The sequence below is a fragment of the Hoeflea prorocentri genome, from assembly GCF_027944115.1.
GTDB classification, from domain to species: domain Bacteria; phylum Pseudomonadota; class Alphaproteobacteria; order Rhizobiales; family Rhizobiaceae; genus Hoeflea_A; species Hoeflea_A prorocentri.
The window spans coordinates 778,226-793,250 of record NZ_JAPJZI010000001.1 but is presented as its reverse complement, the minus strand read 5'-3'; the positions used below and the strand labels follow the sequence as shown (position 1 = coordinate 793,250).

The 15,025-nt window shown below is 55.6% G+C and carries 11 protein-coding genes; 5 read left to right on the top strand and 6 right to left on the bottom strand.

What is annotated here, in order from left to right; translation table 11 throughout:
- Positions 1-81 precede the first annotated feature (81 nt).
- The 4 genes from OQ273_RS03640 to glpD form a co-directional block, all read right to left on the bottom strand.
- Positions 82-1,686, bottom strand: a complete 1,605-nt coding sequence (locus OQ273_RS03640) for an ABC transporter substrate-binding protein (protein ID WP_267989117.1) — start codon at positions 1,684-1,686, stop codon at positions 82-84.
- Positions 1,687-1,729: 43 nt separating this feature from the next.
- Positions 1,730-2,371: a helix-turn-helix domain-containing protein gene (locus OQ273_RS03635; RefSeq protein WP_267989116.1), complete on the bottom strand. Its 642-nt coding sequence runs from the start codon at positions 2,369-2,371 to the stop codon at positions 1,730-1,732.
- Positions 2,372-2,598: 227 nt separating this feature from the next.
- Positions 2,599-4,092, bottom strand: a complete 1,494-nt coding sequence (gene glpK, locus OQ273_RS03630; RefSeq protein WP_267989115.1) for a glycerol kinase GlpK — start codon at positions 4,090-4,092, stop codon at positions 2,599-2,601.
- Between the two features lie 48 nt (positions 4,093-4,140).
- Positions 4,141-5,664, bottom strand: coding sequence for a glycerol-3-phosphate dehydrogenase (glpD, locus tag OQ273_RS03625; protein ID WP_267989114.1), 1,524 nt, complete (start codon positions 5,662-5,664; stop codon positions 4,141-4,143).
- A gap of 216 nt (positions 5,665-5,880) precedes the next feature.
- On the opposite strand from glpD, the gene OQ273_RS03620 reads away from it, so the two are divergent.
- The 4 genes from OQ273_RS03620 to OQ273_RS03605 all read left to right on the top strand — a co-directional run bounded on the left by OQ273_RS03620 (position 5,881) and on the right by OQ273_RS03605 (position 10,959).
- Entirely contained in the window at positions 5,881-7,062 is a 1,182-nt protein-coding gene (locus tag OQ273_RS03620) for a YeeE/YedE family protein (RefSeq protein ID WP_267989113.1), read from the top strand.
- 443 nt (positions 7,063-7,505) lie between these two features.
- Positions 7,506-9,158 carry a nucleoside-diphosphate sugar epimerase/dehydratase gene (locus OQ273_RS03615; protein ID WP_267989112.1) on the top strand — a complete coding sequence of 551 codons (1,653 nt, stop codon included), beginning with the start codon at positions 7,506-7,508 and terminating at the stop codon, positions 9,156-9,158.
- Positions 9,094-9,471 carry a polysaccharide biosynthesis protein gene (locus OQ273_RS03610; protein ID WP_267989111.1) on the top strand — a complete coding sequence of 126 codons (378 nt, stop codon included), beginning with the start codon at positions 9,094-9,096 and terminating at the stop codon, positions 9,469-9,471. The genes OQ273_RS03615 and OQ273_RS03610 overlap by 65 nt, the downstream gene beginning before the upstream one ends.
- 69 nt (positions 9,472-9,540) lie before the next feature.
- The gene (locus tag OQ273_RS03605) at positions 9,541-10,959 is read left to right on the top strand and encodes a mannose-1-phosphate guanylyltransferase/mannose-6-phosphate isomerase (RefSeq protein WP_267989110.1); all 1,419 of its coding nucleotides are present in this window, start codon (positions 9,541-9,543) and stop codon (positions 10,957-10,959) included.
- Between the two features lie 8 nt (positions 10,960-10,967).
- Here the strand turns inward: OQ273_RS03605 and OQ273_RS03600 are convergent, their stop codons facing one another.
- Together OQ273_RS03600 and gmd are read right to left on the bottom strand one after the other, a co-directional pair.
- A complete protein-coding gene (locus OQ273_RS03600; protein WP_267989109.1) occupies positions 10,968-11,900 on the bottom strand; it encodes a GDP-L-fucose synthase family protein in 933 nt (310 codons plus the stop codon).
- A 5-nt stretch (positions 11,901-11,905) separates the two neighbouring features.
- Positions 11,906-12,991, bottom strand: a complete 1,086-nt coding sequence (gene gmd, locus OQ273_RS03595; protein WP_267989108.1) for a GDP-mannose 4,6-dehydratase — start codon at positions 12,989-12,991, stop codon at positions 11,906-11,908.
- 643 nt (positions 12,992-13,634) lie between these two features.
- Here gmd and OQ273_RS03590 point away from each other — a divergent pair.
- Positions 13,635-14,951 carry a glycosyltransferase family protein gene (locus OQ273_RS03590; RefSeq protein ID WP_267989107.1) on the top strand — a complete coding sequence of 439 codons (1,317 nt, stop codon included), beginning with the start codon at positions 13,635-13,637 and terminating at the stop codon, positions 14,949-14,951.
- The last annotated feature ends 74 nt before the right edge of the window (positions 14,952-15,025 follow it).

The window sequence follows — 15,025 nt, the reverse complement described above, 5'->3', positions numbered from 1 at the left end:
GCGATGATGCAGCCTTCTTCGAGCCGGAGGCTCGCGTTAAAAAACGGGCCGGCGCCGAAGCAACCGGCCCGAGGCGCAGGGCTAGTTCTTGTCTTGCATTTCCATCAGCCGGAAGCTGAAGCCCATGCCGTCAAGCCCGAAGGCCTTTGACGGATCGGACAGCGCGGGCACTTTGACCCGGTCGCTTGCTGCAAAGACCGATTGCCGGTCGTAGCCGTAGATCGTCGGTGCGATCGCCATTAGCCTCTTGTTGAGCTCATGATAGGCCTCGGCCCGGGCTGCCGGATCGGAGTTGGTCCTGCCCTTCTCAAGCAACTCATCCACCTCGGTATCGTTGAGATACTCCGGTGACTGCCAGGTGCCGGCTGCCTTGGAATCATACATACCGTAAAGCAGCGTATCAGGATCGCCGGTAACGGCATTGACGAAGAGCTGCGAGATATGCGGCGTGTTTTCAGGCTTTGAAACTTGCTCGGCAAACAGCGCCCAGGGCAGTTTCTTGATTTCAGATTTGACGCCGAGCTCGGCGAAATTCGCCTGCATCAACAGTGCGAAACGCTCCTCAAGCGGCACCTCGGCAATCCAGGAAATCTCGATCGTATGATCGCCTGGCGCATAACGGCAGGAATCCCAGTGGCGTTTTGCTGCGTCCATGTCCTTCGCAAGCGCGTCGGAAGGCGGATTGGAACCCAGCATCCCGACCGGGATCGCGCCGGTTGCCGGGCTGCCCTGCGACACGTCATCCGTCACGGCGATCATCTTGATGGCCGCGCCATAGTCGAAGGCATTGGCAACCGCCAAGCGGCATTCCGGATCGTCAAACGGTGCCTTGGTGGTGTTCATTTTGACGTAGAACCCACCGGTACCGGACTCGGTCAGCAATTGCGCGCCGTCCTGTGCCAAAGCCTTCAGAACTTCCGGCGGCAGCCATTGCGATGAGATGTCGTGCTCGCCTTGCGCAATCAACGTACGGACGGTCGCAGGTTCAAGCCCGTAACGAACCCGCACCGTGTCGGGCGCAACACCCGGGACGCCGAGGAAATAGTCGGCATTTTTCGCCATGACCGTTTCCTGCTGCGGATTATGGGCGGTAACCTTATAGGCGCCGGTTCCTGCGCCATTCGCCGAAAGGAAAGCCTGACCCCAGTCCTTCATCTCGCCTTCGCCGTCCCCGAGATTTTCCATGACAAGCTTCTTGTCGACAATCGGAAGACGCAGCATGGATGCAACGAAGGGCGCATAGGGCTCCTTCAGAACGAAGGTCACCGTATTGTCGTCGACTACCTCCGCCTTCTCCACATTGGCAAACAGATAGGAAAGGCCAGCACCAAGCGCCTGCATCCGCTCAAGCGAAAAGACCACATCATCCGCCGTCAGTGGATTGCCGCTCTGGAATTTGACATCCTTTCGCAGCTTGAATGTGTGATTGTTGCCGTCGGCCGACCAGCTTTCAGCCAGATGCGGCACCAGACCGGGCGCGCCCTGCGCCGGAAGCACCAGCGTGTCGTAGACGTTGAACATGAGGATTGAGTCGGCGTAGTCGGACGCCTTTGCCGGATCGAGTTCGCCGACGGCGACCTCGTCGAGACGCAGCACTGTTTCCGCCAGCGCCGGCACTGAGGGTACCAGAGCAAGCGTGCTGACGCTCAAGAGCGCCGCTGCTGCTGATTTTGCAAGATAGTTCATTTGTGTTCTCCCTGCGCGGTTGGATTGTAGTTGATGCGGGCGGTCAATCCGCCTTCTGTTTCTTGTCCTTGTGGAAGGGTGTAACGGGGTCTTCGCCGAACACATCCATCGTCCCCGCCCAAAGGATCGTCGCCGGTGTGTCGGAATGGTTCCAGGTCGAGTGAACCCGTGTTGACGGAAAATGCATGGAATCGCCCGTTCCCAGTATTGTGCGTTCCCCATCGACTTCAATCGTCACGGCTCCGGCCAGCACAAACATGAGCTCCTCGCCTTCATGAGCGATAGGTTCACCGCGATGGCCCGGTGGCTCATGGATGATCACACTACGCAGGACATGACCGGGGAAGGACGAAGAGATGCGCTCATAGGTGACGGCGCTCTCACTGACGGCAAAGGCCAACCTGTCGGCCTGACGCGTGGGCGCTTCATATTCCTGCGGCTTTGGCTGCCCGGTCAGAAAGTCCGCGACCTCGACACCGAGGACGCGCGACACGGAAACAAGCGACGACAGCGACGGAACTGCAATTCCGCGTTCGATCTGGGATATGAAACCAACGGAAAGACCTGCCGCATCGGCGACGGCCTTGAGTGTCATGCCGAGTTCGCGGCGACGTTCACGAAGCCGGGCCGCAAGAGCTCCATGCTCACTTTTATCCGTAGATTTGGCTGCCTCCCGACCGCTCAATCCTGCCTCCTTTTTAGTATTACTAAAACGATGACTCGCGCAGAGCATCGAGTCAAGAAATTTTTAGTCTGACTAAAAATAGCAATCGCACCAAGCGGTCGATACACACGATAGTTGCACCCAATCAATGGATTAGAGCTTAAAACTGAATCAAAATTTGAGCACGGGGCATCGGGCAGGAAAGCCGCTTTACATGACCAAAAGGGTCCGGCGGAAAGTCCCGTTGATCAAGAAGGGGACGTGAGCGTTCGCCTTATGGCATCCTTCCAGCCGTCAAGCTCGACATCACGTTGAGCGTCGTCGATGGCCGGCGTGAACTGGCGATCCAGCGCCCAGCGCCTGGAAAACTCCTCCCTGTCCGGCCACACACCGGCGCGATGGCCGGCAAGCCATGCAGCACCGAGCGCCGTGGTCTCCAGGATAACGGGACGGTCGACGCGAGCGTTCAGAATGTCGGCAAGGCGCTGCATGGTCCAGTCAGATGCGACCATCCCGCCATCGACACGAAGCCCCGTTTCTTCACCACCGCCCTGCCAGTCGCCGCGTTTGGCAGTCAAAAGATCATGTGTCTGGAAACAGACCGAATCGAGCGTCGCCTTGGCAATCTCCGCCGGCCCCGTGCTGCGTGTCAGGCCGAACATTGCGCCACGGGCTTCCGCATCCCAATAGGGTGCACCGAGGCCCACAAAAGCTGGCACAAGATAGACGGCCTGCTCAGGGTCAGCCTTAGCGGCAAGTTCACCGCTGTCCGGAGCGGTTTCAATGATACCAAGACCGTCCCGGAGCCACTGAACCCCCGCGCCCGCGACAAAGATGGAGCCCTCGACGGCATAGGTCGTCTCCCCGTCCAGCCGATAGGCGATGGTGGAGAGCAGCCGATTTTTGGATTTTACAAGCTCGTTGCCGGTATTGAGCAGCGAAAAGCACCCGGTTCCATAGGTAACCTTCATCATGCCGGGCTCAAAACAGGCGTTGCCGATCGTTGCTGCCTGCTGATCCCCGGCAACACCGAGGATCGGCAGGCCGGCAAGCGGACCGACCGCAACGGTGCCGAATTCATCAGCGCTATCGCACACATCCGGAAGCATCGAGGCCGGGATACGAAGATGCGCGAGCAGTTCCTCATCCCAACGGTTTTCGGCAATATTGTACATCAGCGTTCGCGAAGCATTGGTCGCATCGGTCACGTGACGGGCGCCGCCTGTCAGGCGCCAGATAAGAAAACTGTCAACAGTGCCGAAACAAAGCTCGCCACGCTCTGCCCGCTCTCGAACGCCCTCGACATTGTCCAGCAGCCAGCTCAACTTGGTACCTGAAAAATATGGGTCCAGCAGCAAACCCGTCTTTTCAGAGAAAACAGGCTCCAGCCCGTCGCCCTTCAGGCGTTCGCACATATCCGCGGTGCGCCGGTCCTGCCACACAATGGCATTGAAGACCGGCTTGCCGCTCTCCCGGTCCCAGACAACCACGGTCTCACGCTGATTGGAGATACCTATGGCGGCTATGTCCTGAACCGTCGCACCTGCATCGGCAAGCGCCTGTTCGACAGACCATTCAACACTTTGCCAGATCTCCTCCGGATCATGCTCAACCCAGCCGGACTTGGGAAAATGTTGCGTAAACTCCCTCTGCGCCACGCCTGCGATAGCGAGATCCGCGCTGAACACGATCGCGCGGCTTGAAGTCGTTCCCTGATCGATCGCCAGGATATTGTCTGCCATTTGTTTCCTCCTGAAGGGGCTGGGTTATCCCCAGCTTGCCCGAGGCCCCTAACCTGCCTTCAAATGGTGCGGTTTGGAAGCGTCCAGATAGGCACTGAGTTCGCTCAACTGTTCCTCTGTCATTTTCAAGCCGCTTTTTGTCCTGCGCCAGGCGACATCCTCACCACTCACCGCCCATTCGTTCGCAACCAGATAATCGACTTCCGCGGCATAAAGGTCAGCACCAAAATGCTTGCCGAGATCATTATATGAACGCGCATTGCCAACAATCTGTCCTGCAATCGTGCCGTAACGACGCACCAGCCGGCGCACATGCCCAATCTCGAGAAATGGGTGACTGTCCTTCAGCGCTTGAACCTGACCGTCAAAACCCGCCACGTCAAAATCACCGCCAGGCAGCGGCGCATCGGCTGTCCAGGACTGGCCGCGCCTGCCGAGTATGCGTTCGATTTTCTCCAGAACAGCCTCGGACAAACGCCGGTATGTGGTGATTTTCCCACCGAAGATATTGATGAGACGCGGCTCGTTTTCACCACCGTCCTCAACCAGAACATAGTCCCGAGTCGCCTCCTGCGCTGCGCTCGCACCGTCATCATAGAGTGGACGCACACCGCTATAGGTCCACACCACGTCATCCCTGCGGACGGGCTCAGTAAAATATTCCGATGCGGCTTCACAGAGATAAGTGATCTCCGCCTCGGTGATCGCGGCTTTACCAGGATCACCTTCAAAATCATGGTCGGTTGTTCCGATCAGCGTGAACTCATCCTCGTAGGGAATAGCAAAGATGATCCGCTCGTCCTTGTTCTGAAAGAAAAACGCCCTCGGGTCCTCGAATTTGCGGCGGATAACGATATGGCTGCCCTGCACCAGCCGGACGTTCCTTGCATTGTTTTCGCCGACCGTCTGCTGCAGGGTTTTGTCGACCCAGGGACCGGCCGCATTGATTAACAGGCCTGCCCTCACCTCGTGTGTGTTACCCGACAATCCGTCACGAAGAACAATCGTCCACGCATCACCGATACGGCGGGCACTCGTCACCTCCGTACGGGTCTTTATCTCTGCTCCCCGGTCGGCCGCATCGCGCGCATTGAGCGCGACGAGGCGCGCATCATTGACCCAGCAATCGGAATACTCAAAGGCCTTGGAAAACATCGGCTTCAGCGGTTTTGCCGCCGGGTCGGTTTTCATGTCGAGCACCTTGGTTGCCGGAAGCAGTTTACGACCGCCAAGATGATCGTAGAGAAAAAGTCCAAGCCGCAGGAGCCAGGCGGGCCGCAGACCCTCATGGTGAGGAAGAACAAAGCGCATGGGCCAAATAATGTGCGGCGCCATTTTCCACAGCACTTCCCGCTCCATCAGGGCCTCGCGCACCAGCCTGAACTCATAGTGTTCAAGATAGCGCAAGCCGCCATGGACCAGTTTGGTGGAAGCGGAGGATGTGCCGCTTGCAAGGTCTTCCTTTTCCGCCAGCAAGACAGAAAAACCTCGGCCGACAGCGTCACGCGCGATGCCGCAACCGTTAATGCCACCGCCGATGACGACAATGTCGTAGAAGTCATTTTCGTCCATGACGAACCCTGACAGTCTGGAATGAAGGATATATTCCGAAAATATACGAAATCATTCGAAAGTCAAAACGAAAACGTCGGTCTCCCGCCTGCAAGCTGCTCATATACACCAAAAAAGAGATACCGAAGATGTGTTCCCGATTGATTTGGATCGAACGCACGGAAAATGGTAGCGCTGCCATCCAGTTCTTCACCCTCTTTGGCGCCTTTGATCGATATGAGCAGCCCCGTCGCGGCACAACAGTCTCCCTACCAGCCGACCGGCATCGTCCTGTCCGCGGCCGCTGCCGTCTCGCTCCTGCTGCTTGCCTATTATGCCGGCTCTACCCGTCTGCTTCTTGCCGCGGCAATCGGCTTGTTCGCCGGCGTTGCGCTCTACCACGCCTCTTTTGGTTTTACGGGTGCGTGGCGGCAGTTCGTCTTCGAAAAGCGCGGAGCAGGTTTGCGCGCACAGATATTGCTGGTCCTGCTGACATCGGCCGTTGCGTTCCCCCTGATCGGATCCGAGGGGATGTTCCGACAACCGATTTCCGGATCGGTGGCGCCGTTTGGCGTTGCTGCGGCCCTCGGCGCATTCATGTTCGGAGTGGGCATGCAGTTTGGCGGCGGTTGCGCATCCGGAACGCTGTTTACAGCCGGCGGCGGCAATACACGAATGGTTGCAACACTGGCCGGATTTATAGCCGGATCGGTGATTGCGACCGCGCACCTGCCATACTGGTGGTCCCTGCCCTCGTTCCCCGCCATATCCGTCGTTCAGACCTATGGCCCGTTGGGCGCATTCTTTGTCACCGCTGCCTTGCTTGGCAGCCTCTATCTTTACAGCCGGCAACGGGAACTGAAGCATTACGGCAGTCTTGAAAGAGGACCACGACACATCAATTTGCTGCACGGACCATGGCCCAAATCATGGGGCTGTATCGCGCTTGCTTTTGTTGGCATCGCCACACTGCTTGTGCTCTCAAGGCCCTGGGGCATCACCTCAGCCTTTACCCTTTGGGGCGCCAAGCTGGCACAGGCCGGCGGTGCGGATTTCGCGGACTGGTCCTATTGGTCACCGCGCATGGCATGGCTCAATCAGTCTGTTTTCGCCGACAGCACATCCCTGATGAACTTCGGCATCATGATCGGCGCCTTCGCCGCAGCCTGTCTGGCGGGCAATTTCGCGCCAACACTCCGCATTCCTCTGAAAGACCTGCTGATCGCCATAACAGGTGGCCTGATGATGGGATATGGCGCCCGCCTTGCCTACGGCTGCAATATCGGAGCCTATCTGGGCGGTGTCATTTCCGGCAGCCTGCATGGCTGGGGATGGCTTGTGTTCGGTTTCATCGGCAGCACGCTGGGCGCCCGAATCCTGATCCGCCCGGCACAGGAGAACAACCGCGCGAAACTATGATCTTTTTGCAACAACCTGCCGGATAATTCAGATCATCGACGCACGAATTTCAGTCGAAAACGGCCGGGTGTGATTTCAGGGCCATGGTCCGCCTCTATTAAAACGATGTTTTCACGAAACTATTCCTGAATTGACCAGTGCAGTTGCCCCACTCAATCCCTCCGGCAAGATGGCTTCAAGGGTTTTTCGGAGGATTGTCAGGCCGAATGATTCGCCGTAAGTTTTGCGCGTTGATATTAAACGTGTACAACTTTCAAGCGCGAAGACAAATTGCTGATTAATTTGTTTTCCATGAGGGGAATGGCCGGCCTGCGTACTGAGCCGGTTTGGGCGAAAAGTGTCAGGCAATTATCTGCCGCTGCGTTTTTTGGGGACGGCCTCGGCCGTTTAGGCGGGACATGAGTGACAGCGATCGGCAACATCACACGCCGGCGAAAACTCGAATGAAGCGGCTGTTGCAGTCGTTCAATCAGTCGGTTCTGGAAATGGGGCGGCATCAAAAGCGTGCCCTGTTCATGCTTGTTGACGCCACTGCGATCGTTTCCAGCCTGTTTGCAGCCATGCTGTTTCTGTATGGCCGGCTGGATATACCCGGCTACAGCAATCTGACATGGCTGCTTTTCGCCCTGCCCGTCGTCGGCATTGCCATAAACTATTTTCTTGGACTTTACGATATCCTCATCCGGGCGATGGAAAGCCGCACGATCGGGATCGTTGCCGCCGGCGCCACCGCCATGACATTTTTTGTCGCCGCGGCGTCATATATGGACAGCGGCATCAACATACCCCGATCCGTGCCACCGATCTTCGGCATCCTTGTCTTCATATCCATTGGCGTGATCCGGGTTCTTGCGAGGGCCTATTATCAGCGCGTTAACAGCAGTCTCAATGTGCGGGAGAACGTGCTGATCTATGGCGCCGGTTCTGCCGGAACCCAGCTTGCAGCCGCCATGCAAAGCGGCAATCATCAACGCGTGGTGGCCTTTATCGATGACGATCCGACATTGAAGGGGACCGTTATTCGCGGCTGCCGTGTCCACGGCGTGGAGAAGATCGGGCAATTGCAAGAGCGCTACAACGTCAAGCGCGTCCTCTTCGCCATCGCGAACGCTTCACCATCTCAGCGCCGCGCAGTTGTGGCACGCCTGGCACCCTACAAACTTGAGCTTCAGACAATACCTTCCCTGAGTGACATACTGCGCGGGCGCGCCGAACTGGACGAGCTTAAAAAGATCCGTATCGAGGATCTTCTCGGCCGTACCGCCATCAGTCCGATGCCGCAATTGTTCGACGAGGCAATCAAAGGCAAGAGTATCCTTGTGACCGGAGCGGGCGGCTCAATCGGCTCAGAACTTTGTCGTCAGATCCTCAAGGCAAATCCGAAGAAGTTGGTGCTTCTGGAGATCAGTGAATTGTCGCTTTATAATGTCGAAAAGCGGCTTCGACGGCACACGCCCGCCAACACCGATCTGGAAATCATCTATACACTTGGCGACGTACGGGACCGCCAGCGCGTACGCACGCTGTTGACGCGCCACCATATAGATATTGTGTACCATGCGGCAGCTTACAAACATGTGCCGATCGTCGAAGCCAATCCCTCGCAAGGCATTTCCAACAACATCTTCGGTACGCTCACCGTTGCACAGGAGGCTGTTGCAGCCGGCGTCGAACGGTTTATTCTCGTATCCACCGACAAGGCGGTCAGACCTTCCAACGTCATGGGCGCCTCCAAACGTCTCGCCGAACAGGTTGTTCAGAACCTGCAGACAACCGCCGACACGACGGTGTTCTCAATTGTTCGTTTCGGCAATGTCCTCGGTTCATCCGGCTCAGTCATCAATCTGTTCAGGGAGCAGATAGCCTCCGGCGGCCCGGTCACCGTCACACATGAGAACGTTACACGATATTTCATGACCATTCAGGAAGCCGCTCAGCTTGTGGTACAGGCCGGAACGATGGCCGTGGGGGGCGAGGTTTTTGTTCTGGATATGGGGCGAGCCGGTCCGCATCAAGGATCTCGCCAGACTGATGGTCCAGCTCAGCGGCCGCACGGTTCAGGATGCCGAAGACCCGGATGGCGACATTGCCATTGACATTATCGGTCTGAGGCCGGGAGAAAAACTCTTTGAAGAACTCTTGATAACCGACAGTGTCGTCGGCACCCATCATCCAAAAATCATGCGCGCAGACGAAAAACGCGATCCTTCCGAAATTGGTATCGGGCAATTGCTGGAGGCTTTGCAAGAGGATCTGGCGGGCGACAGCCCGGACCGGCTTCGTATGACGTTAAAGCAGGCCGTCGAGGGTTACGATCCGGAAATTCTTGAACCGGCTGCCGCACTTCAGACTTCGGCGGATGTTCTCAGCCTTGAAGAACGAAGAGCTTTCCGTCAAAAGAGCCTTTAGGCACCGCACCACTTTAAGTCTGGTGACATAAAGCCGGCTTCGAAGTGTTAAGCGACGAGTTTTAGAGACATGATGATCGTACCAGTGATTATGAGCGGCGGCGTCGGGTCCCGCCTGTGGCCAGCTTCACGCCAATCACATCCAAAACCCTTTCTCCCCGTGGAGAACGGCAGGTCCTTGCTTCAAAACACGTTTGCCCGGGCTGCGGCGCTGGATGGCGTAAAAGATATCGTCACCATAACAGCGTTGGACTCCTCGTTTAAAACAGTCGCTGAATTCGACGCGCAAGGTCAGGGTGGCATACAGAAACACCTGGTTCTTGAACCCTTCGGCCGGGATACGGCAGCGGCTGCGGCGGCAGCAACGCACTATGCCGCAAAGCAATTCGGACCCGATGTCATTCTCCTCTTCCTGGCGGCGGATCATACGATCGCGGACGAAGTATCCTTCAGCAAAGCCGTTGGCCGGGCCGCCGGGATCGCCCAAAAGGGCCGAATTGTCACATTCGGAATCAAGCCAAATGCGCCGGAGACGGGCTATGGATATATCGAAGCCGACGGCGAACGGGTCGTCCGTTTTGTAGAAAAGCCCGACCGCGGGACTGCAGTCGAATACCTCAAGGATGGCCGCTATCTCTGGAACTCCGGCATGTTCTGCTTCAGGGCGGACACAATGCTGGACGCCATGACCACCCACTGCCCCGATATCTTGAAGGCGAGCGCCACTGCGGTGGACAAGGGGCGGAAAGACGAAACCACTGCAGGTTTTCTCGAGACGATCCTGGATGCGGATGCGTTTGCTGAAGCGCCCAAAACATCCATCGACTATGCGATTATGGAAAAGACGCCCAACCTGTCGGTCGTTGCCGCCGACATCGGATGGAGCGATGTGGGTACATGGGCCTCACTGTCCGAGCAGTTCCCGTCCAATGATCAAAACAACACGGTGATTGGCGATGGCAGGATTCTGGAATCGGAAAACTGCTTTGTCAGCAGCGAGGGCCGGTTGATCGGCCTAGTCGGCGTTCGCGATCTGGCAGTCATTGACACGCGCGATGCGACTCTTGTCGTCTCCAAGGATCGCTCGGAAGACGTCAAAAAGCTCTATGAAGAGTTGAGGGGTGAGGACCACCCGGCCCATGCCGGCTTTCCGACCGGTTATCGTCCTTGGGGATCCTACACTATTCTGGACGAAGGCGCCGGCTACAAGGTCAAGCGGATCGAGGTCAAGCCGGGCGGCTGCCTTAGCCTCCAGTCACACAAGCACCGCTCCGAACATTGGACGGTGGTGCAAGGTGTTGCCCATGTGGTCAATGGCGATGAGAACATCGTGCTCAATCCAAATGAATCCACCTATATCGAATGCGGAGCCATCCACCGCATGGAAAACCGCGGGACTGAACCAATGACGCTGATCGAGGTTCAAACGGGCTCCTATCTCGGTGAGGATGACATCGTTCGCTACGAGGATATCTACGGGCGCAACTGACCGGGAGCCTAAACCGAGATGCTTTGTTTGAAATCGGCATAGGAGCGGGCAATACCGTCCTTGAGAGGCGTCGATGCGGACCAGCCAAGCGACTGCAGGCGGCTGACATCAAGCAGCTTGCGCGGCGTGCCGTCCGGCTTTGATGCATCGAAGACAATGTCGCCTTCAAAGCCGACGACCTCCATGACGGTCTCAGCAAGCTCCCGGATCGTCACATCCTTTCCGGTGCCGACATTATAGAGACCTTGTGTGATCCCAGCCTCCATCGCGAACACGCAGGCATCGGCCATGTCGTCAACATAAAGGAACTCCCGCATCGGCCGGCCCGAGCCCCAGACGACCAGTTCCCCATCACCCCTCGCCTTCGCCTCATGCGCCTTGCGGATCAAGGCCGGCAGAACATGGCTGGTTTCCAGGTTGTAATTGTCGTTGGGGCCGTAAAGGTTGGTCGGCATCACGCTGGCATAATGCGTTCCGAATTGCGCATTGTAGTTCTCACACAGCTTGATCCCGGCGATTTTGGCAATGGCATAGGGTTCGTTGGTCGCCTCCAGCGGGCCGGTCAGGAGATAATCCTCCTTGATCGGTTGCGGACAGTCCCGTGGGTAGATGCAACTCGACCCCAGAAACAGCAGCCTGTCCACCTCGGCGCGTTTCGCGCCCTCGATGACATTCGCCTCGATGGCTAGGTTTTCGTAAATGAATTCTCCGCGCGCCGTGTTGTTGGCGTGAATGCCGCCGACCTTCGCGGCTGCCAGGAAAATGAAGTCCGGCTTCTCCGATTGGAGGAAATCGAACACCTGGCTCTGATCCGTCAGATCGAGCTCGCTGCGCGTGCGCAGCAGCAAATCGCAGTAACCGCCCGCTTCCAGTCGGCGGACAATCGCGGATCCGACCATGCCCCGATGGCCGGCCACAAATATCCTGGCATCTTTATCCATCAGACCTACTCGTGATGATCGTAAACGGAAAAGCCGTGCCGTTTGACAAGCTCGTCCCGCTCGGCCGCCTGTATGTCTTCGCGCACCATTTCCGCGACCAGCGCCTCAAATGAGGTAGCCGGTGACCAGCCAAGCTTTTCCTTAGCCTTCGTCGCGTCTCCAAGCAGTGTTTCCACCTCGGCTGGCCGGAAGTAACGCGGGTCGACGGAAACGATGCACCTGCCCTGGTCGTCATAGCCCTTCTCGTCGACACCGGTCCCCTCCCAGCGGATCGTCAGACCCGCCTCAGCCGCCGCAGCGTTAACAAAATCGCGCACGCTGTACTGAACGCCGGTTGCAATGACAAAATCTTCCGGCGCCTCCTGCTGCAGCATCAGCCACTGCATTTCGACATAGTCGCGCGCATGCCCCCAGTCCCGCTTGGCATCGAGGTTCCCAAGGTAAAGACAATCCTGCAGGCCGAGCTTGATGCGCGCGATCGCCCGCGTAATCTTGCGCGTGACAAAGGTCTCGCCGCGCAGCGGGCTTTCATGATTGAACAGGATGCCGTTGCAGGCATAAATTCCATAGGCCTCACGGTAGTTCACCGTAATCCAGTAGGCATAAAGCTTCGCCACCGCATAGGGCGAACGCGGATAAAACGGCGTCGTCTCCGACTGCGGCATTTCCTGCACAAGTCCGTAAAGCTCTGATGTCGAGGCCTGATAAAACCGCGTCTTCTTCTCAAGCCCCAGAATTCGGATCGCTTCCAAAAGCCGCAGCGCGCCCAGCGCATCGGAATTCGCCGTATATTCCGGCTCCTGAAACGACACGGCCACATGCGACTGCGCCGCCAGATTGTAAATTTCGTCCGGCTGAACGGTCTGAACCGTCTGCACCAGGCTCGACGAATCCGTCAGATCCCCATAATGCAGGATCAGCCGCTGGTTCTCGACATGCGGGTCCTGATAAAGATGATCGATCCGGTCCGTATTAAAAAGCGACGACCGCCGCTTGATGCCGTGAACGGTGTAACCCTTGTTCAAAAGGAACTCCGCCAGATAGGCCCCATCCTGCCCGGTGATGCCTGTGATAAGTGCGACTTTGCTCAATGGCTGTATCCTGAAGTTATCTCGCGCCGATTCCGATGGCACTGCCGTTCCTAGCAATCTGCGCCATCATTTCAAAGGCACGATAATCGACAAAGCAGACCTTTCGACGATTTCAAACATCCAACGACGCCGCGATAAATCGATGCGACACACTCGAAAAAAAGTTACACATTCAGCGCCTCCGCTCCCTCATCCGCGAAAAAGACAGCGTACGGCTTGGCTTCAACCAAAAACTCGGTTCCAATTAGGTCAACCGCATCGAAAACATCCGCACCATCACCAGAAACGCTAAACTCGTGATTGACGTTATCTTATCGTAATAAATGCCTTCATCTCTCGGCTTCGCTCAAAGCATAAAATGGCTCATGACATAATAGGGAAGAAGAACTCGTCGATGTAGACGGCTCCTATCAGATTTCGGAAACGCCAAATTTCCGGGTGGAGGCGAGGGAAAGGTGTCAAAAATCAGACCAATGAATTGGGTAAGGAACTGAAGCTACAAACACGAGTTTGAGGCTTTGCAAAGCTGTAATGTCGGGCTAAAAACGTCACCGTCACCAAAGCTCCGAAATTGGCATCTTATCCCTTTGGATCAACTTTTTTGCTCGAAAAATGCAACAATAGAGCCCAGTGGAACTATGCAATGTTGAACAGTAACAGCGCAATTGAAACCGAAACCAAGAAACCTGGCACCATCGGAACCGCGCAATCCAACTCGAAACCCAGACTGTTGATTGTTTCAAGTTATCAGCGTCCTTGTGGAATTGCACAATACGTAGAACATCTAGAGGAGCCATTAAAGACACTTGGCCTATGCGAAGTTGATATCTCGCCAGTTCCAGTCGACGTCCTTAAATCTGCCGGGCACTACGCAAAAAAGCTCTCGAAGCGAGCAGTTTTCGAAATCGTAGAGAAAGTCAAAGAAGCGGATGTTGTAAATCTGCAACTTGAACCAGGCCTATACGGATCAGATCAAATCAAAATATGGCGAAACATATCCGCCATCCTCAATCACGCAAAGAAAGTAATTATAACGTATCACACGGTGCCGCCGGCGGAGAAAAACGCTAAGCTGTTTTTCACGAGCCCAAGAGCGCTTAAGGATTTAATCAAGTCACGATACAGAAACTACTTTTTTTCAAAGTTGTTTAAAATGATTTTATCAAACCCAAACAGGTTTGCACACATCGTACAAACGCAACGTGAAGCCAAGAAGTTTGAGCTTTTTGGAATACCAAGTAGGTCAATTCACCATATGCCACTTTCTTTTTTAAGTGATAATATGAAAAGGCGGTACAGAAATTCGACAATTCGCCGCACTATAGAGAAGCAATACGGAATTAAGGGAAAGAGGGTCATCGGATCTTTCGGGTTTCTCTCGCCATACAAAGGAGTAGAAACAGCAATTAGAGCTCTCGACCTGTTGCCGGAGGATTTTCATCTTTTAATTGTTGGGGGATTGCACCCAGAAGGCATTGTTGAAAATAGTACCGACCAGCCATACATCAGTAAGTTGCTAAACCTCATTACGACAAACATCGAATCTCACAACACCCGGGAAACCAGCAAAAGAATCGAGCAAATTGCCAACCGGGTAAGTTTCTGTGGAACTCCTGCGAATGAGGAGTTTAACTGTCTGATGCAAGCCTGTGACTCAATAATTCTTCCTTATGCTGAGGTCGGCCAAACTTCATCGGGACCAGCCGCCGTTGCCCTCGACCTTGAAAAACCAATCTACTGTTCCCGAAACCATGCTTTTCGTGAGTTGGGAAAATACGCACAAGGAGGGATCAGCTATTTTGAAATCGGAAACCATTTTGAACTATCTCAAATCCTGCTGAGAGAAGATGGTGCGCAGGAACATCGCGTAAAGGCACGAAGTAATTATGCCCGGAAATACAATATTGAATCGCGATCAAGACTTTATGCAGAGATATGCAAAGGGTTGGTTGAGAACTGAAATGGGCATTTCAGACCTTAACATCCAAGCAGCCCAAGCGGAGGATATTTGCCCAATCTTTCAGTTTCTAACGT